The organism is Campylobacter taeniopygiae, from assembly GCF_005406225.1.
GTDB lineage: Bacteria > Campylobacterota > Campylobacteria > Campylobacterales > Campylobacteraceae > Campylobacter_D > Campylobacter_D taeniopygiae.
On the sequence record NZ_NXLY01000005.1, the window covers coordinates 47,340 to 66,400 of the forward strand.

Annotated in this window: 19 protein-coding genes; 4 read left to right on the plus strand and 15 right to left on the minus strand. The window is 29.0% G+C overall.

The window, feature by feature from the left end:
- The first annotated feature begins 50 nt into the window (after window positions 1–50).
- Window positions 51–449, plus strand: coding sequence for a CoA-binding protein (locus tag CQA75_RS03425; protein WP_137623662.1), 399 nt, complete (start codon window positions 51–53; stop codon window positions 447–449).
- Window positions 450–681: 232 nt separating this feature from the next.
- Here CQA75_RS03425 and CQA75_RS03430 read toward each other — a convergent pair whose 3' ends face one another.
- The 8 genes from CQA75_RS03430 to glmU form a co-directional block, all read right to left on the minus strand.
- The gene (locus CQA75_RS03430) at window positions 682–3,648 is read right to left on the minus strand and encodes an autotransporter outer membrane beta-barrel domain-containing protein (protein ID WP_137623663.1); all 2,967 of its coding nucleotides are present in this window, start codon (window positions 3,646–3,648) and stop codon (window positions 682–684) included.
- 313 nt (window positions 3,649–3,961) lie between these two features.
- Window positions 3,962–4,684 (minus strand): tRNA pseudouridine(38-40) synthase TruA, encoded by a 723-nt coding sequence (gene truA, locus CQA75_RS03435; RefSeq protein WP_137623664.1) that lies wholly within the window; start codon window positions 4,682–4,684, stop codon window positions 3,962–3,964.
- On the minus strand, window positions 4,684–5,709 hold the full coding sequence (locus tag CQA75_RS03440; protein ID WP_137623665.1) for an LptF/LptG family permease: 1,026 nt from the start codon (window positions 5,707–5,709) through the stop codon (window positions 4,684–4,686). The genes truA and CQA75_RS03440 overlap by 1 nt, the downstream gene beginning before the upstream one ends.
- Window positions 5,706–6,491: a prepilin peptidase gene (locus CQA75_RS03445; protein ID WP_281276520.1), complete on the minus strand. Its 786-nt coding sequence runs from the start codon at window positions 6,489–6,491 to the stop codon at window positions 5,706–5,708. Before CQA75_RS03445 ends, CQA75_RS03440 begins: the two co-directional genes overlap by 4 nt.
- A 1-nt stretch (window position 6,492) precedes the next feature.
- Complete coding sequence (gene uppS / locus CQA75_RS03450; RefSeq protein ID WP_137623667.1) at window positions 6,493–7,161, minus strand: polyprenyl diphosphate synthase; 669 nt, start codon at window positions 7,159–7,161, stop codon at window positions 6,493–6,495.
- A gap of 2 nt (window positions 7,162–7,163) precedes the next feature.
- Entirely contained in the window at window positions 7,164–7,775 is a 612-nt protein-coding gene (locus CQA75_RS03455) for a hypothetical protein (protein ID WP_137623668.1), read from the minus strand.
- On the minus strand, window positions 7,772–8,926 hold the full coding sequence (gene coaBC, locus CQA75_RS03460; protein ID WP_137623669.1) for a bifunctional phosphopantothenoylcysteine decarboxylase/phosphopantothenate--cysteine ligase CoaBC: 1,155 nt from the start codon (window positions 8,924–8,926) through the stop codon (window positions 7,772–7,774). The genes CQA75_RS03455 and coaBC overlap by 4 nt, the downstream gene beginning before the upstream one ends.
- Complete coding sequence (gene glmU, locus CQA75_RS03465) at window positions 8,923–10,212, minus strand: bifunctional UDP-N-acetylglucosamine diphosphorylase/glucosamine-1-phosphate N-acetyltransferase GlmU (RefSeq protein ID WP_137623670.1); 1,290 nt, start codon at window positions 10,210–10,212, stop codon at window positions 8,923–8,925. Before glmU ends, coaBC begins: the two co-directional genes overlap by 4 nt.
- A gap of 184 nt (window positions 10,213–10,396) precedes the next feature.
- Here glmU and fliP point away from each other — a divergent pair, with 184 nt between their 5' ends.
- Window positions 10,397–11,116 (plus strand): flagellar type III secretion system pore protein FliP, encoded by a 720-nt coding sequence (gene fliP, locus CQA75_RS03470; RefSeq protein WP_407920021.1) that lies wholly within the window; start codon window positions 10,397–10,399, stop codon window positions 11,114–11,116.
- Between the two features lie 34 nt (window positions 11,117–11,150).
- Here the strand turns inward: fliP and CQA75_RS03475 are convergent, their stop codons facing one another.
- Genes CQA75_RS03475 through CQA75_RS03495 form a run of 5 tightly spaced genes read right to left on the minus strand, consistent with a single transcriptional unit; the run spans window position 11,151 to window position 15,765 of the window.
- Complete coding sequence (locus tag CQA75_RS03475; RefSeq protein ID WP_137623672.1) at window positions 11,151–11,921, minus strand: transporter substrate-binding domain-containing protein; 771 nt, start codon at window positions 11,919–11,921, stop codon at window positions 11,151–11,153.
- A gap of 49 nt (window positions 11,922–11,970) precedes the next feature.
- Complete coding sequence (gene kdsB, locus CQA75_RS03480; protein WP_137623725.1) at window positions 11,971–12,690, minus strand: 3-deoxy-manno-octulosonate cytidylyltransferase; 720 nt, start codon at window positions 12,688–12,690, stop codon at window positions 11,971–11,973.
- Window positions 12,687–14,096: a threonine synthase gene (gene thrC / locus CQA75_RS03485; protein WP_137623673.1), complete on the minus strand. Its 1,410-nt coding sequence runs from the start codon at window positions 14,094–14,096 to the stop codon at window positions 12,687–12,689. The genes kdsB and thrC overlap by 4 nt, the downstream gene beginning before the upstream one ends.
- A complete protein-coding gene (locus CQA75_RS03490; protein WP_137623674.1) occupies window positions 14,093–15,016 on the minus strand; it encodes a tetraacyldisaccharide 4'-kinase in 924 nt (307 codons plus the stop codon). Before CQA75_RS03490 ends, thrC begins: the two co-directional genes overlap by 4 nt.
- Entirely contained in the window at window positions 15,013–15,765 is a 753-nt protein-coding gene (locus CQA75_RS03495; protein ID WP_137623675.1) for an NAD+ synthase, read from the minus strand. The genes CQA75_RS03490 and CQA75_RS03495 overlap by 4 nt, the downstream gene beginning before the upstream one ends.
- A 64-nt stretch (window positions 15,766–15,829) precedes the next feature.
- Between CQA75_RS03495 and CQA75_RS03500 the strand changes: the two genes are divergently transcribed.
- Both CQA75_RS03500 and CQA75_RS03505 read left to right on the plus strand, forming a co-directional pair.
- Complete coding sequence (locus tag CQA75_RS03500) at window positions 15,830–16,426, plus strand: MBL fold metallo-hydrolase (protein WP_137623676.1); 597 nt, start codon at window positions 15,830–15,832, stop codon at window positions 16,424–16,426.
- A 9-nt stretch (window positions 16,427–16,435) separates the two neighbouring features.
- Complete coding sequence (locus CQA75_RS03505) at window positions 16,436–16,744, plus strand: hypothetical protein (RefSeq protein ID WP_137623677.1); 309 nt, start codon at window positions 16,436–16,438, stop codon at window positions 16,742–16,744.
- Here CQA75_RS03505 and CQA75_RS03510 read toward each other — a convergent pair.
- Window positions 16,730–18,307 (minus strand): ATP-binding protein, encoded by a 1,578-nt coding sequence (locus tag CQA75_RS03510; RefSeq protein ID WP_137623678.1) that lies wholly within the window; start codon window positions 18,305–18,307, stop codon window positions 16,730–16,732. The two genes, CQA75_RS03505 and CQA75_RS03510, sit on opposite strands and share 15 nt — an antisense overlap.
- A complete protein-coding gene (locus CQA75_RS03515) occupies window positions 18,292–18,972 on the minus strand; it encodes a response regulator transcription factor (RefSeq protein WP_171000073.1) in 681 nt (226 codons plus the stop codon). The genes CQA75_RS03510 and CQA75_RS03515 overlap by 16 nt, the downstream gene beginning before the upstream one ends.
- Window positions 18,973–19,061: the final 89 nt, after the last annotated feature.

A 19,061-nucleotide genomic window follows, 5' to 3' on the forward strand; every position in this document is an offset into this window, starting at 1 on the left:
TTAAGGAAAATAAGATTAATATCATTTTAAAGTTTATTAAAAGAAAAAACATGGAAGAAAATATTAAAAAAATACTCGAGCAAACAAAAAGTATTGCTGTGATTGGATTGAGCGTTGATAGCAGTAAAGCTTCTTATATCGTAGCACAATATTTACAAGAAAATGGTTATAAAATTTATCCCATTTATCCTAAATTTAAAGAAGTTTTAGGTGAAAAAATATATAGAAATTTAGAAGATATTAACGAAAAAATTGATCTTGTTTTGATGTTTAGGAAAGGAAGTTTTGCTACTAATTTATTGCCTATCATCATACAAAAAGGGATTAAAAATTTTTGGCTTCAACTTGGTATTTTTAATGATGAAGTGCAAGAAAAATGTCAAAAATTAGGGATTAATTTTGTTCAAGATAGATGCATTATGCGAGAATTACCACTTTATAAAAATTGATAATTTAAAAACTAAACTATTCAAGCAAACAAAAACAAGATAATTCAACTAAGGATAATAGAAGATAAAAAAACAAAAAAACTAAAATAAAAATAAAAAAACTAAAACCAAAGAAATAAAACCACTGATTTAATCAGTAGTTTTATTTTGAAATGATTTTTACAAAAAGGAAAACCCACCCAACACTAACCCACAATTTATTTTTAATTTTTAAGAATTCTCATGATTTAATTTACCATACATAATTAAATTGTGCAAAACCTGTATGAGTATTACCTTTAGCATCAAACATTCCATTATAATTTAAGCTAAAATAGAAAGCATCATTTAAAGGAACAATCATAGATGTAGTTACATATCTTTGTACCCTTGGTAGATAAAATTTATCTTTTACTTTTATCTGACCAAATCTAGCCTTAGCTGTAACTTCTGGATTGATATTAAACTTAGCTCCTAAAGTCATAGAAGTTTTTAAATTTGGCAACCAATCTCTAAACCATGTAAAGCTTGTTCTTGTAGAGAAAAGATTTAAATAGTTTTTATAGGTTCTTTCTCCACCTTTAACTGTTGCTTCACCTTTGGTGTTGATCATAGAGAAAGCTTCAGTATAGCCTCCTTCATAAGCCAATCCTGCTTCTGGAGAGAAGATATTATTACCATAGTTAAAATTCATACCCAAATCCGCACTCATACCATAAGCATAAGAATTAGGATCAGCTTTAGCTTCATTCTTGCCAATTTTCTTAGTTAAATTATTTTTAACAAAAGCGGTTTTACCTTGAGCTTTTAGATAAACTTCTTGACCCTTACTTGTTGTAAATAAGGTATTAAAGTATTTTAAACCTGCATAATAAGATCTATTGTTTATATCAAAATAGGTTGATTTCATTTTAGTATCTTCATAACCTGCATACACACCATAGATACCACTATCTTTTAAAGTAGAATAACCTATAATAGTTCCTTTAGTGTGTCCTTTACTTTCTTCATTTAAAGAAAGCTCAACATTCTGTGAAGAAGCATAAGGAAGGATAAATAAAGAATGCTCTTTATTATAACCATAACTTCCATTATTAAAATCATTTTTTATATAATCACTTGCACTTGCATATAAATTACCTTTTTCTTGCATAGCAATAGCAGTACTAGATTTAGCAAAGGCAAAGTGTTGCATAGAATTACCCATAACACTATCAATAAATGTTGATCTTCTTGAAGTGGTGTTAATCAGTGATCTAAAAGTAGCTCCTGCTATGGAAGCATTAAGATTGAAATCGGTAGTAACTCTTCCTGAAATTGGATCAAAGTCGAAAGAAAGTTCTCCACCTCCATTTGTTCCTATATTACCTATTTGACCTGGTTTAACACCTGAAACAATATCCCCTACACTACCAATTCCTCCTAGATCAAGTCCACCTTGATCTATGGTTACTTTATCTATAGTGACTTTATCAGTATGATTTCCTCCAACTATAACTGTATCTAATTTACCATCATTACCTGTAGAAACAACCCAATCATCTACTACAATATTACCATTACCATTATTGGTAATATGACTACCATTATCTGGATTTTTATTTACTGTTCCTTGATTGTCTATATGAATATTACCATTACCGCTATTAACAATACCACCACCTATGGTAGCATCTTTATCATTTTTAATACTTAAATCATTATCGCTTTCATTTGTAATAGCACCTTGAATGTTTCCATTTCCAGTATTTAAAATACCACCTGTTATAGTACCACCTTGTTCTACTTTAATACCACCCAAGATGTTTCCTTTTCCTTCATTTTTAATGCTACCTTCTATAATAGCACCATTTTCTACTTTAATATCACTATTTATAGAAGCATTGTCAGTATTGACTATATCACCTTCAAGTTTAGTAGATTCTCCACTAATAGTGATTCCACCTGTAACTACACCTGCTCCTGAATTAGAAATAGCGACTCCAGAGTCAGAATAAATAGTGGCTCCATTTGAAATTTTTATATGACCGCTTATTTTTCCACCATTATTAGCAATCGCAGCCCCTCTACCACCTTTGACAACTGAACCTTCTCCTTCTAAAATTAAATTTCCTCCAAATTGCGCTGCGTTATCAAGATGTATTCCATCTATCCCGCCTTCTATATATCCACCATTTTCAAGAGTGATATTTTGAGTAGATGCACCTACACCCAATCCAATTCCGTATTGACCGCCATAAATCCTGCTTCCATCACCATCAATAATAAGATCGCCTAAAGTTTGCCATTGACCAACATCAATACCGTTAACCCTAGCTTGGACTACTCCACCATCTGAAATTTCTAAAGTTCCAAATTTTCCATGAGTTACGCTAATACCAAATGATTGAGAAATAATTTTTCCTGTATTTTTTATTTGATCAATGGTCCCGCCGCTATCAATTTTGATTCCAGCACTTGAAGCTTTTGTACTTTCACTATTTAAAATACCTGAATTAATAAGAGTTTTTATGTTACCTCCAACTAATTGAACTACTGTATCTATAGAATTATTAATAGTTCCACTATTAATAAAATTTTGTATAGTAGATCTATTTATATATACTACTCCTTTATTCTTATCACTCTGTATAGTTCCGCTATTAGTAAAAGTCTTAACGGTTGTATCCTTACCTTCAATTACAATGCTATTATCATTTGTATTACTTATCGTTCCGCTATTTTCAAATTTATCTACATTAATAGTTCCTTTAGTTTTGCTACCCCAAAGTCCTATATAAACTTGATTGTTGATTTGACCTTTATTTTCTAAAGTATTTACATTAATAGTTCCTGTAAATCCATTGGCACTATTTTCTACAACTACTTTACCATTAATGGTTCCTTCATTTTTAAGTGTGGTTACTGTAAGGGTTCCAGCATTTTCTCCTAAAACATCTACAGCTTTATGATTTCCATTTGTATTACTAATGGTTCCACTATTTGTAATGGTTAAAGAATTTGAACTACCATCACCTTTAATAACAATTGTTCCTGTTCTATTATCATTTACTGTTTCGCAATTTCCTCCACTACAACTAGGACCAGTTATTTGAGCATTGGCACAGGTTGCTAAAACAGAAACTGTTGCTAAAGAAAATAGGAATTTTTTAGAGAGAGTATAAGAATGAGTTTTAGAATTTAATAATTCCTTTGAATTTAAAGAAGTGAAATTTTCCAAATCCCCCCCCCCAGTTAGACAAGTTTTTATTTTTCATAAATTTCTCCTTGAAAAATCATTTCTAAATATTTATTTAAGAAATAATTTATATTATTTTTAAGCAATTATGATTATTGCAACTTGATTTGATTTTGAGTAGAGTTAAAGCTGATATTATAGGGTTTATTTTGATAGCTTTAACCCCAATTTAAAAGTTTATCTTTAAAAATAATTTATATTATTATTAAAAATAATATGTAATTATAATAAATTATAATTGAAGTTATCAAATTAAAATTTTTTATTATTATGGATAAATAAATTTTATTATTTTTTAGTATGTGATTTTGCTTAGATAAAGTCCATTGGCTGGAGCCAAGAAGTGATTGTGCTTTTTTATAGCTTTTAATTGCTCTACGAGTTCTTTTTGAGTCATTTTTTGATCTAAAATCTTTAAAACACTTGCAACAATGAGACGAATTTGCCCTCTTAAAAAACCATTGGCCTTAAAATGAAAAATTGTCATATCTTTATAAGTATAAGCATGAGATTTAAATACCTTTCTAACCGTGCTTTTAACATCACTTCCGCTTTTACAAAAATACTTAAAATCATGCTCTCCGATAAAGTGTTTTAAAATTTCATTGGCTTTTTTAATGTCCATTTTCGGATAAAAATACACGTATCGAGACATAAAAGGGCTAAATTTACCATGGTGGAAAATATAGCGGTATTCCCTACTCTTAACATCATATCTCACCTCAAAATTTAAAGGCATGATTTCTAAATTTTTGATGTGTATATAAGGATGAGAAAATTTATTGATCTGATTTTTAAGATAGTTTAGATCTTTAAAATGATCTCCGCACTCAACACAAGCTATCGCAAAACTTGCATGTACTCCTTTATCTGTCCTTGAAGCCATGTAGGTTTTAGAAAAAATTCCAAGATGAGTCAAAGCGTCCTCTAGGGCATCTTGAACTCCTTTTTTGTGTGGTTGTGTAGCAGAGCCTAAAAAAGCTGATCCATCATAAGAAAAAACCAGTTTTAATTTCATCAATAACGACTCAAAATCATTTTCTTAAAGCAAATCATTGAAGCAATAAAACTAAGCACAAAGATACTAAAACATGCCAATAAAGGCGGTTTATAAAATAAGCTTAAAAGTCCAAAATACAGCACGATAACACCAAACATCCCCACATACACAAAACCTTTCTCATAACGATAAGTGACGATACCAAATGAAAGTGCAAAAAGTGTGCTTGCTAATGGAAAAAGTGCTATGGTGGTGTAAATCACAAATTCTTTAGCACGTTTTGTGTCGGTATTGATATCTAGCCAGTATTCATAAAATTTTTTGATTTTAAAATCATTGTTGTTAAATTTTGTATTTAAGGTGAGATTTTCAAATTCTCCTGTAAAAAGCATACCGGATTGCTCGAAATTATACATTCTACCCTTAGAAAGTTTAAAAGCAAAACCCGTACTTTCTTTTTGCACGGTGGCTTCTTTGGCAATGATGAGTTGCTCTTTATCGCTTTGCACTCTTTTTGGATGATACATAATGATATTTTCATACTTATCGCCATCTTGCTTTTCTATAAAAATCATCCAATCTAAAAATTTTTGCCCAAATTCTCCTGTTTTGTAATTAAATTTTACCTGTGTTTTTTTATAATCGATAAAATTATCTTGAAGTTCAAGCACCAAAGGTATCATCACTAAAGATGTAAATAACATCAAAGCACTTACCAAAGCAGAAATTTTTAAAAACAATGAAGCCAAAGTTTTTGGAGAAAATCCTAAAGTAAAAAGAACTATACTTTCATTTTCTCTAGAAAGTCTAAATAAAGTCAAAGTCAGTGCTATAAAAAAAGATATAGGCAAGGTAAAAATTAAAATTCTAGGCAACATAAATCCATAAAGTTCAAGCAAATCCAAAAAGCTGATTTCTATACTTGAAGTTAGTTTAGCTAATTGGATAAAAAATACCATAGAAACAATGCTAAAAAGCACAAAAAAAATGGAAAGATTAGTGCTTAAAAATTGGTTTAAAATATATCTTGAAACAAGCTTCATGCTAAGTCCTGATTAAAAATTAAAAAAATCACATAGCCGATAAAAGCAGTATTGATAAAAGGTAAAAATGCCAATTCTTTTCTTTTATAAAAAATAAAAAATGGCAAAGTCAATAAAGCTCCACAAAAAAGGATAATAAAACTTTCTTTAAATCCAAAAATTCCAGCTATACTAGCACACACGATAATATCTGCATCTCCTAAATTTTCTTGTATATTTTTTGATTTGAAATTCTTAATATAGGCTGTCAAATTTTTAAGCAAAAACAAAAAACCCGCAAAAGAAAAAGCTTGTATTAAAAAGCCATTTTTAAAATCTTCAAAAATAAGAAAATAAAAAAAATCATTGATATCCAGCTTTAAAATCAAAGCCAAAAAAAATAAAGCCCAAAGCAATACTTGCGGAACTGCTTTAAATTTTATATCTATATAAGAAAGCATCCAAAAAACAAATAAATATAATGAAAAAACTAGAAATTCTAATAAATTTTTGCTAAAAAAATAAGCAATAAAAACAAAAATCACACCTAAAATTTCAGCTAAAAATATATCAATGAGAATTTTTTCCTTACAAAACCTACATCTAGCTTTTAAAAATATATATGAAAAAAAAGGTATAAGATCTAAAATACTAAGTTTTTTACCACAAGAAAAACAATAAGATCTCATACTTAAAAAGGGTTTATTTTCGCAAAAACGACTTAAAAAACACATACAAAATGAGCCCAAACTCAAACCCAAGATAATCAAAAAAGTAAATTTTAGAAAGCTTTGTGTAAAAATTTCACCTTCCAAATGTTCTCTCTCTTTTTCTGTATTCTTTTATGATTTTTTTAAATTCTCTTTTCGTAAGCCCAGGAAATAAAGTTTCACTAAAATAAATTTCAGCATAAGCACATTGCCAAAGTAAAAAATTCGAAAGTCTTTTTGCATTGCCTACGCGAAGCATCAAATCCACATCTAAAGGAAGATCTAAATTTTCACTGATATTTTTTTCATTGATTTCCAAACCTTTTTCTATAACACGACGCGTAGCACGGATGATTTCATCTTTAGCACCATAGCTGATGGCTAGATTAACACAAAGTCCATTGCAATGTTTGGTCGTTTCTTCCACTAAGGCGATTTTATCTCTTAAAGTTTGATCAAGTCTTGTTAGATCACCGATAGCTCTTAAGCGGACATTGTTTTTTTCAAATTTTTCCAAAGCTTCATTTAAACAACGATCTAAAAGTTCAAAAATAAATTCTATTTCATCTTTAGGCCTATTCCAGTTTTCAGTGCTAAAAGCAAATAAGCTCAAATTAGAAATTCCTTCTTCAACACAAGCTTCCATAAGCTTTTGCATAGTCTTTACTCCTTGAGAATAACCCAACTTTGCCAAAAAGCCCTTAGCCTTTGCCCAACGTCTATTGCCATCCATAACTATGGCAAGATGTTTTAAATCATTCATTTTCACCCCTTAAAATCAGATAATTTTTTAAATACAAATAAAGGCGCAATTTTATTATCTTGCACAACGTTAAAATTCAAATGTTCATTTAAAAATTTTTGCACTTTAAAAAAAGGAGTAAAAATCGAAACTCCGTGATTATCAATGAGTATTTTTAAAGCACCAAAAACGCTAAAATAAAGATAAATTTCCAAAAATTTAGCCCTCTTTTTCATCTGAAATAAACAAGCTTTATTTTCAAAAATAAAAGGAATATGATAAATATTTTCAAAACTTGCAAAAAGCATCTCTTTTAAAATTTGATATTTTTCTCTATTTTTACATTCCATAAGATTTGAAATGATGTATTCTTTATAATTGATCTTATTTTCTAAGATCGCTACTATCAAAGGCAAACCTTCTTCAAAAGGTGTAAAAACCGGTCTTTTTGATAAATGTTTAAACTGTATCGCTCCGCTTTTTTCTTTATAAATTTCAGCCAAATATTCCGCACCAATTTCTAGATCAATCATGCTTTTAGTTTGAATTTTTTTATGATTTAAAAGCAAGGTATAATGACCATAACCTGTTTTTCCCAAAACTTTCATTTGAATAGGTAGAGTGGCGTTAATCATAATTTTTCACACCAATCAATCAAATCAAAAGCTAAATCTTTTTTATCTTTTAAGCCGCTTTTTTCACAAGCGTCTTTACTTATAAAATAAAATTCGTTTTGATCACTTCCAAAAGTATTTTTTTCATTTAGGATATTTAAGCATACTAAATTTAAGTTTTTCTCCACTAAAGATTTTTTAGCGTTTTCTATGGCATTTTCTGCATCAAATTCCATTTTAAAGCCTATTTTTTTGCCTTTAAAATCGATATTTTTTAGCAAATCTTCATTAAGTTTTAAGTGAAGATCTAAGCCTTTTGAAAATTGATTTTTCTTGATTTTTCCTTTTTGAAATTGCGGGATAAAATCACTCACAGCAGCCGCCATAATCAAAAAATCATTTTCGCAAAATCTTTGCAATAACGCCTTTAAATCTTTTGAATCTTCAAATTTGTAAATTTCATAAGGGGTTTTAAAATCTACAGAACTTAAAAATATAACCTTAGCTCCTAAAAAATAAAAGGCATCAGCGATTGATTTTGCCATTTTTCCGCTTGAAAAATTACTAATGCAACGCACATCATCTATTTTTTCTCTTGTGCCTCCACCACTGATCACTACACTTTTATCAAGCCAAAATTTCTTTTTAAAAAGCTCTCTTTTGGTAATGTTAAATATATCTTCAACTTCTGCTAAAGCCCCTACTCCTTCATCCTTACAAGCTAAAACTTTAGAAATTGGAGGGATGATTAAGGCTTTATTTTTTTGAAGTAATTTTAAAGAATTTTGTGCGCTAAAATGATGATACATGTTTGTATTAGCCGCTGGAGCTATGATTAAAGGTTTAGTGCAAGCGATTAAGGTTTGGATAAAAAGATTATCCGCTATACCAAGGGCTAATTTATTGATCGAATTGACACTCGCGGGTGCAAAAAGAACAAGATCGCAATCTTTGCTAAAATCTATATGATTTTTTTTATTTTCCCAACTTTCATTTTCTTCACATAAAATTTCATCTGCCAAAGCTTCAAAACTTAATTTATTTGCAAATTTTAAAAGCCCTTGGCTAAGTAAGACTTTAACTCTAATCTTTTCTTTTTTAAATAAAGAAATAAGTTCATAAGCTTTATAAAAAGCTATGCTACCGCTAACCGCTAAAAGTATAGTTTTCATTTTTTAAATTTTTTATAAAAATAATCTTTAACCACTTTTCTATTAGCTCTATTGATAAACAAAGAACCACTAGAAACATTACAATCAACCGAACTTCCAGCCGCAATAATAACATCATTTTCTATATTGACAGGAGCAATAAATTGCGTGTCTGATCCCACAAAAACATTCTTGCCGATAATAGTTTTATGTTTTTTAATCCCATCATAATTACAAGTGATAGTCCCACAGCCTATATTAGTACCACTATCGATTTCACAATCGCCTAGATAGCTTAAGTGCCCTGCTTTTACGGTGTTTAATTTTGCATTTTTACATTCTACAAAATTACCTATATGGGTATTTTTTATTTCACAATTTGGACGCAAATGTGCCAAAGGCCCTACATCGCTATTTTCAACGATAGAATTTTCAATCACGCTAGAACTTTTGATGATAGAATTAACGATCTTGCTTTTTCCTTCAATTCTCACATTTTCATAAACTTCACATTCTCCTACAAATTCAACATCCAATCCTATAAAAGTGCTATGAGGTGAATGAAAAATCACTCCTTGTTTCATCCAATGCTTTTTGATTTTTTCTTGCATTAAATTTTCAGCTATGCTTAACTCAAATTTATCATTAATACCCATAAATTCATTTTCATCTACATAGATAGCTTTAATGATTTTATTTTTATCTTTGGCTAAAGCTATCATATCGGTTAGATAGTATTCTTTAGTGGCATTATTATTATCAATTAAAGGCAATATTTCTGATAAAAGTTTTGATTTGATCGCATAAACTCCAGCATTGCAAATATTAATTAATCTTTCTTTTTCGTTGGCATCTTTAAATTCTATGATTTTTTCCACTCTATCATTTTCTATCAAGACTCGCCCATAAGTTTTTGCATCCTTAGCGCAAAACACCGCTAAGCTCAAATCAGCATCATTTTGCAATAATTGCTTTAAGCTTTCACTTTCAACTAGAGGCATATCCCCACAAAGAATTAAAACTTTTTCTTTGTCTGATTTGAAATTTTTTAAAGCACCTGCAGTTCCAGGGTAATTTTGCAAATCCTGTTCTAAAATTTTTGTTTTTGGAAAAGAAGAGAGAATTTCTTTTTCAACAAGCTCTTTTTGATGAGACAAAACCACACTTACATCATCACTTAATTCATAGGCTTTTTCTAAAATATGCAAAATCATGCTTTTTTGGCAAAGTTCTTGCAAAACTTTTGGTTTTTGCGATTTCATCCGAGTGCCAAGTCCTGCTGCTAAAATTAAAATTGAATTTTTCATAATCTTTAAAGCCTTTATTTTATGATAAATAATTTTGTTCTATTTTAACATTTTAAAGTTAAGTTTTGGATATTTTAAACAAAAGTTTTAAACTCTTTTTTAGTCATCAAAAGTTAAAATAAAGCCTATTTTTAAAATCAAAATCTAAGGTTAGCATTTGAAAAAAATATTTTTTTTATTGATAATGAGTGCCTGTTTTAGCACTCTTTTTGCAGCACCTGAGGCAACAATTCCTACGGTAAATTTAAGTCTTAGTGCTCCAAATACTCCTAATCAACTTGTTACAACTTTAAATATAGTCATAGTATTAACAATCTTAGTGCTTGCTCCGAGTATAGTTTTTGTTATGACTTCTTTTTTACGCTTAATCGTTGTTTTTTCTTTTTTGCGTCAAGCTATGGGAACACAAAGTATGCCACCAAATACTATATTGGTAACTCTTGCTTTAATTTTAACCTTTTTCATCATGGAACCTGTGGCTACAAAATCTTATAATCAAGGTATCAAGCCTTATTTAGCGGAAAAAATCGGCTACGAAGAAGCCTTTAATAAAAGCATCAAGCCCTTTAAAGATTTTATGTTAAAAAATACTCGAGAAAAAGATCTAGCTTTATTTTATCGCATACGCCACTTGCCAAATCCTAAAACGATTGATGATGTTTCTTTAACTGTTTTAGTACCTGCATTTATGATTTCTGAACTTAAAACGGCTTTTGAAATAGGCTTTTTAATCTACTTGCCTTTTTTAGTTATAGATATGGTTGTGAGTTCTGTTTTGATGGCTATGGGTATGATGATGCTCCCACCTGTAATGATTTCCCTGCCTTTTAAACTTTTGATCTTTGTTCTTGTTGATGGTTGGAATTTATTGATTCAAAGATTAGTAGAAAGTTTTGTAACGTGATAAAGAAAAGACTAAAAAGTCTTTTCTTATAAACTTAAAAGAAGAATTGCAAATGATTCTTTTTAAAAGTGTCTTTAACATCTTTTAAATATTTTTCTCCAAGCGAGTCAAAAAATCCATCTTTTTTGCTTTTACTTATAAAATCATCCAATTGTTTTTTAAGATCTGTATCGCCTTTTCTTATAGCTATACCCCAAAATTCTGGACTTTTTTGAAAAGGTGCTAAAATAGCTCTTGTAGTATCTTGATGTTTTTGCCAAGTTCTATAAATAGTCAGTTGATCATAAAAAAATCCATCTGCTTTGCCTTGTATAACTTCCAAAATCGCCGCACTTTCTTTATCGAAAAGATGTATGGTTGCGTTTTTAAGATTTTTACTTGCATATAAATGCCCTGTAGATCCACGTTTTAAAGCTAAAATTTCTCCTTTTTTATCTAAATCTTTTATGCTTTTGATCTTTGAGTTAATAGGAGTTAAAATTGCCAAATTAGCCTGTGCATAAGGGATAGTAAAATCCACAACCTTTTTACGTTCATCAGTAATCGTCATAGAAGACATAATAAGATCTATTTTTCCAGTTTTAAGGGCAGGTATTAAACCATCCCAAGCTATATTTTTAACTACGAGTTTATAACCGTGTTCTTTAGCAAATTGATCTAAAAAATCGACACTAATCCCACTTGCTTTTCCGTTTTTATCGCTCATTTCAAAAGGTGGATAACCCAACTCCATACCCACAACCAAATCTTTTGCCATCAAATGTAAGGCAAAAAACATCGTTAAAAAACAAACAATTTTTTTCATTATTTCTCCTTAATTAAAATTAAAAATATGTATTAAAATACATAAAATTTTACAAATTTTTATAAAATCTCAAAGCCTTTTCATAATCTTCTTGAGTATCAATCCCCATGCTTTGAGTGCTAATTTCCAGCATTTTGATTTTCTTCCCATTTTCAATCGCTCTTAACTGCTCTAGTTTTTCAGTTTTTTCAAGCATTGAATTTTTTAAAGCACAAAATTCACGCAAAGCTTTTACACTATAAGCATAAATTCCTAAATGCCCTTTAAAATTATCTTGATAACCTTCTCTTTCATAAGGAATTTTTGATCTTGAAAAATATAAAGCAAAATTATCTTTATCGCAAACCACTTTAACTAAATTAGGATCATCGGCTTGTTTTTTATCTATGCTTTTATAGCAACTTGCCATAAAAGCTTCTTTATCTAAGCAAGAATGTGCAAATTCTTTAAATAAAAGCAAATTTTTGCTTTCTATAAAAGGTTCGTCCGCTTGTACATTAATGATAATTTCATCATCCTTTAAAGCAAGTTTTTGACAAGCTTCATTGATTCTATCTGTGCCACTTTCATGCTCTTTACTGGTTAAAACCGCTTTAAAATGATACTTTGTAGCAAGTTCTAAAATTTCTTCATCATCAACCGCTATACAAACCTCATCGACTTCTTGTACTTGTTTAGCAGTCGCTATAAACATAGGAACGCCACCTATATCACAAAGAATTTTTTTAGGAAAACGCGTTGAGTTTAATCTTGTAGGTATAATAATCATTTTTTCATCCATTCTAAAATTTCATTTTCAATTTCTTCGCTTTTATACACTCTTTTATCTTGCAAATTTAAATCAAAAAGTTTAGAAATTTCTTCCTTTACTTCTAGATTAAAATTTTTAGCTAAAAGTTTAAAATCTTCTTTTTCATCTTTACAATCTCTATCAAAAATCGCCTTAATCATACTTGGAGTAAATTTTGTCCATTCAGCTGTTGAAGTGATAATGCTTGGTTTTGAAGTATCTAGCATTTTAAAGCAAGTTGCGGTGTGTGGATCGATTAAAGTTTTACTTTCTTTGATAAATCTCATACACTCACTATCTTCACAAAAATCAGCTTCAAAATCTTCTTGCAAACTTTGCAATTCTTTTTGATCAAGAATAAAATAATTTTGATTTTTAAGCGAATTCATTAGCTCATTGGTTCTTAAATCGCCTAATTTATCAAAAAGCAGTCTTTCTATATTGGAAGAAATAAGAATATCCATAGCTGGAGATATAGTTTTTTTAAGAATTTTACCCCGCAAATCATAAATGCCTTTATTGAAAAATTCACTTAAAATATTGTTTGCATTGGATGCGATTTTTATTTTTGCAATTTTAGCACCCATTTTTTTTGCATAATAAGCCCCTAAAGCATTTCCAAAATTTCCACTAGGAACGATAATTTCAATCTTTTCTTTAAATTCATTCCATAATTTTAAACTCGCATAATAATGATAGATTATTTGAAACAAAATGCGTCCAAAATTGACAGAATTTGCAGCACAAAGCTCGTAATCTTGCATTTTTAATTTTTCTCTAAATTCTGCTTTTGCTAATAGATTTTTTAAAATACGTTGTGTATCATCAAAATTGCCTTCAATAGCTAAAACTTTTAAATTATTTTTATCCAAAGCTCTCATTTGAAGTTCTTGTAAAGAACTTGTTCCGCCATTTGGATACATACAAACAACTTTAATATTTTCTAAATTTTCAAAGCTTTTAAGCGTAGCTGGGCCTGTATCTCCACTTGTGGCACACATGATTAGAATTTTTTTATCTTTTGAAAATTCATTTAAAAGCACTCCAAAAGGTTGCAAAGCCATATCTTTAAAAGCTCTTGTAGGTCCATGCCAAAGCTCGTTAATATAAACCCTATCTTTGATTTTATTTAAATTGATTGCAAAACCATGATCAAATTTTTCATAGCTTTTCAGGGCTTTTTTAAATAATTCTTCATAGCCAAATTCAAAGCTTTCTATCAATTTGAAAGCAAAATCATTATAAGAAAGTTCGCTGTATTTTTCCCCATCAAAATAAGGTAAATTTAAAGGTGAGTAAAGCCCACCTTGTGGCGCATTTGGATTAATCAATGCTTCTTTAAAATCTGCTTTATTGTTAATATTTCTACTTTCAACTAAAATCAATCAAAACTCCTTACATATTGATGCAATTTCTCTTTAAAATTTTCTTTTAATTCTATATTTAATTCTATAATTTGACACTTAAAACCAAAATCTTTCACTTTAACATAATCCTTAAAAGTAAGCATTAGAGTATCACAATTATGCTTTTTAAGTAATTTTTCAAGCTCATCTTTTTTGAATTCATAATGATCTTTAAAAAAATAACAAGCCCTAGCCTTTATAAAATGCTCATAAAGTCTAAAAGGTTTCGCAATAGCCGTAACCAATATAGCCTTAGGATTCTCTTTGGTATAAGAATAACGGATAAAATCCCTATTTTCAAGTGCTATAAAATCAGCTTTTTTGCTATAAAATTTTGGCAAACGATACGCCCCGCTAGGTAAAGTAAAATTAAAATAAGGCTTTACTTCGCTCTCTAATAAAATATCGAATTTTTGAATATAAAATTTAGAAAAAGCATCATCTAATAAAACTATCTTAGCGCCCAAATCAAAAGCTTTTTTGATTCCTTCTGCCCTATTTTCACTGACAATTACGCCTGAAATTTTATCCTCAAAGGCATATTCCATCGCTTCATCGCCGCTTTGTGTAACATCGGATAAAATTTCATGATTGTGCTTAATAACAAGCAAACCTTTACTTTTTCTTTTATAGCCTCTAAGTACGATAAAAACACCTTCAAATTCCCTTGCTATTGCCTTACAAAGGGGTGTTTTTCCATTGCCTCCAAAACTTAAATTTCCAACACTGATCACAGGCTTTTTAAAATCTATTTTTTTAAAAAACCAAGTATTTATGATGGCTAATAATGTATAAATAAAACTCAAAGGTAACAACGCATACGCTAAACATTTTTGAAAAAAACTAGGTTTGAAAAAATAATGATCTAGCCAAAGTTGATATTTTTTATCTTCACTCACTTAAATTCCATTAAATTTGCGATTTTAGGCATAGATCTTTTAAAGGCATTGTTTTTAATACGCGTCTTTAGCATTTTGAGTAAATTTTCATCTAATTTATCTATAGTTTGTTTATCATCATTTTCTATAGCTTTTAAACCTAAATCTATTTGTTCATAGGTAAAACCTAATTCCTTTTCATCGCTTTGATTTTCCCAAAGATCTGCACTCGGGCTTTTTTTAATAAAGTTTTCATGCAAATTTAAAAATTTAGCCATTTCATACACTTGCGTTTTATAAAGATCACCTATAGGATTAAAAGCACAAGCTAGATCCCCATAAATTGTTCCATAGCCCAAAAGTAACTCGCTTTTATTGGAAGTGCCAATTACAAGGGCATTTTTAAGTGCAGAATAATCATAAAGCAAACTCATTCTAATACGCGCTGCATAATTTCCTATGCGAATTTTATCTATATCTTGACTTTGCTTAATAAAGGCATTAAGAATCGTTTCAATAGGAATGATTTTATGTTCTATATTTAAATCATGACAAAGCATCAAAGCATCATTTAAATGATCTTTATTAGAATACTGAGTGGGCATTAAAAGTGCAAAAACATTTTTATCTAAAGCTTTTTTGCAAAGCGTAGCGACTAAAGCAGAATCAATCCCTCCGCTAAGCCCTAAAATAACATTATCTTTGCCACTTTTTAAAAGCTCTTCTTTTATAAAAACACACAAATTTTCTAAAATTTGTTCGCAATTCATAACTTACCTTTACAATAATTCGCTAATATAATTATATATAAAAATTCAAAAAAAAGGCTAAAAAATGCAAATTACTCAACAAGCTTGTGGTCCTTATATGACCAATTGTTATATTCTATCAACACAAAAAGGCGAGATCATCATAGATCCAGGTTTTGAAGCTTTAAAATTCATCAAAGAGCATGTTAAAAATCCTTTGGCTATTTTAAACACTCACGGGCATTGTGATCATGTTTGGGATAATGCAAAAGTCAAAAGAGAATACAACATCCCTATTTACATACACAAAAATGATGAATTTATGTTAGATGATCCTATGGATAGAGGATTTGAACCAAGTAAAGCGGATTTTTTAGTCGAGGATGAAAATATTCTTAATATTTGTGGAACTGATTTTAAATTCCATTTTTTACCTGGACATACACCAGGATGTACCATGATAGAAGTTGTAGGACAAAATTTAATGTTTAGCGGAGACTTTTTATTTTATAGAAGTATAGGAAGATGGGATTTTCCTTTTTCTGATCCAAAACTTATGAAAGAAAGTTTGCAAAGAGTATTGGCTTATGAAAATGATTATAGACTTTTACCTGGACATGGAAAAGAAACAATGCTAAAGAATGAACAAGTACATATTCCTTCTTGGTTAAGATATTTCTAGGAATAAATTTTGGATAACTTAGATCTGTTTTTAGTTTATTTTTTTATATTTTTAAACATTTTTGCCCTACTGGGTTTGTTTTTTGGAAAAGGCAAAAAAAATCAATTCAATGAAAAAAAATTTTCTAGAATTTGTCCTTGTAGAAAAATGGCTGAAAATGGCTCTTTAAGCACAATTTGTATTTATTGTGCCGTAGGTGGGCTTTTTTATAGCGTTCTTTCTATAGGGTTTATAGGATTTGGAAATTGGGCGTTAGATCTTATCTTAGCCCTTTCTATTTCGATGGCATTTTTAGGCTGGAAATTAAAAATCGATTAAGCATATGCTAAATTTTGCTCCGTCGTTTTCATTACTTGCTAATAAACTGCCTTTGAAATTTTTCTCAATAATCACCTTACTCATATACAAACCTATACCTGTTCCTATATTGGCATGTTTGCTGCTGATATAGGGTTCAAAAATTTTTTCTATAGGTGATATAGTAATACCTTGCGCATTATCACAAATTTCAATGATGATATTTCGTCCTTTTTTAAAAGCTACTATTTTTATATAAGGATTTTCTATCTTTCTTTCTATAAAAATATCTTTGGCATTGCAAAGTATATTTAAGACTGCTTGGCAAAATTGAGTTTCAAAACCATAAAATTGGATCTTTTTTTCAAAATTTTCTTCTATTTTTATAAAATTAAAAGAACTTTCTAGCAACTTTAAAGTTTTACTCAAAGCTTGATCTATGTAAAAATAATTTTTAGAAACATTGGGCTTGAAAAAATTTCTAAAATCATCTATAGTTTTTGACATGTAAGAGATCAAATCCTCAGCATTTTTTTCAAGTCTTTTAAAATTTTGATAATCTATTTTTTCAAATTCTAACATAAGGCTTATGTGTGTTAAAATGGTATTTAGTTCGGTTAGAGGTTGTCTCCATTGATGCGCGATATTTCCTATCATTTCGCCCATACTAGCCAAACGACCTTGATGCATTAAAATTCTTTCTTGTTCTCTTCTTTTTTGAAGTTCTAGCTGAATTTTTTGCTCTAAATTTGCATTTAAATTTTTTAAAGAATTTTCACTAAGCTCAAGCCTTTTAATAAGCACTTTAAAACCATAATGTAAAATAATAAAAACAACACAAAATAAAACTAAAGATAATAATAAAGCCTCATAGAAAGATTTTGTAATAATCTTTTCTTGTTTTGTGATGTCTTGATAAAAAACCATTTTTGCTTCATCGGTTAAATTGAAAGAATGTATGATAAAAAATTTTCCATCCTTTTTGATCGTATCTTTATTTTTATAATTTTTATCAAAAATAATCCTGCCTTTTAATTTCGAAAAAGCTTCTATCTCCTTTAAAAAATATTCAGCTCCAAAACAAAATTCAATCCAAGCTAATAATTTACCATTTTCATAAAAAGGGGTTAAGATATGGTAGGTTAATCTGTTTTTATCAAGAAAAAAATATTCGCTTTGGTTTAAATTTAAAGACAGGCTTTCTTCGCCTAAATAGGTTAAAAGTTTTCCTTGATGATCAAAAAATTTCATACTGATTAAATAAGGATTTTCTTCTTTTAAAACTTGAAATCTTACTAGGGTTAATTTGTTGATTTTTTCTATATCTTGTTTTTTGATATAGATTTTTATATTATCAGATTCAACATTTGCCTTTGCCCTACTCATGTAAAATTCTTTAGTACGTTTTAGGGTTGTATTATAAATATTTTCAATTTCATTTCTAAAATCTTCTTTGGAAAGATTGATTAAATTTCTAATATCAAATTGCCTTAAAAGGCTAAAAACTAAACAAGTTAAAATAAATAAAGCTATAACCAAAATCATCGTTTTGGTTTTGGTTGAAAAATTTAAAGACAAACACATTGATAACCAAAACCAAAAACATTTTCTATGATTTTATAAGGAATTTTCTTGCGTAATTGTTTAACAATCGCCTTTAAGGCTTCTTTGTGATCATTGACATCATTGTAAAGCTTGATTTCGAGTTCGTCAAAACTTACCGCCCTGTTTTTATTTCTTAAAAGATATTCAAACACTTGTTTTTCTTTTTTTGTTAAAGTAAAGACATTTTGATGGTGAAAAATCTTTGATGTATTGGGCTCATAAAAAACATCTTCTTGTAATTTTATTCTATAATTATCTGTATATTCATACATCCACTGGGCTATATGCTTAAGCGTATTAATAAATTCGTCCCGACTAAAAGGCTTGATTAAAAATTTACAAATATGAAGTTCTATTGCCTTTAAAAAATATTCTTGCTCACTATAAGCACTTACAATTACAATAGGAATTTTCTTGTGTAAATCTTTTATTTTTTTAAGCACTTCAAGACCATCAAATTTAGGTATGCAAATATCCATAAAAATAACATCAGGATTTTTTTCAAAAAATAAATTTAATGCCTCTTCTCCATCTTTTGCTTCATAAACTTCTTTAAAGAAAAAGGATAAATTAGCACTCAATGATTTTCTAACGCCTTCTTCATCCTCGACATTTAAAACAGTTAAATTGCTAAATAAATTCAAAATTTCTTGCATGCGTTATTATAAATTATTTTATTTTAAATTTTTCATTAATTTTATAAATATTTAAAAAATATAAATAAATTAATAAT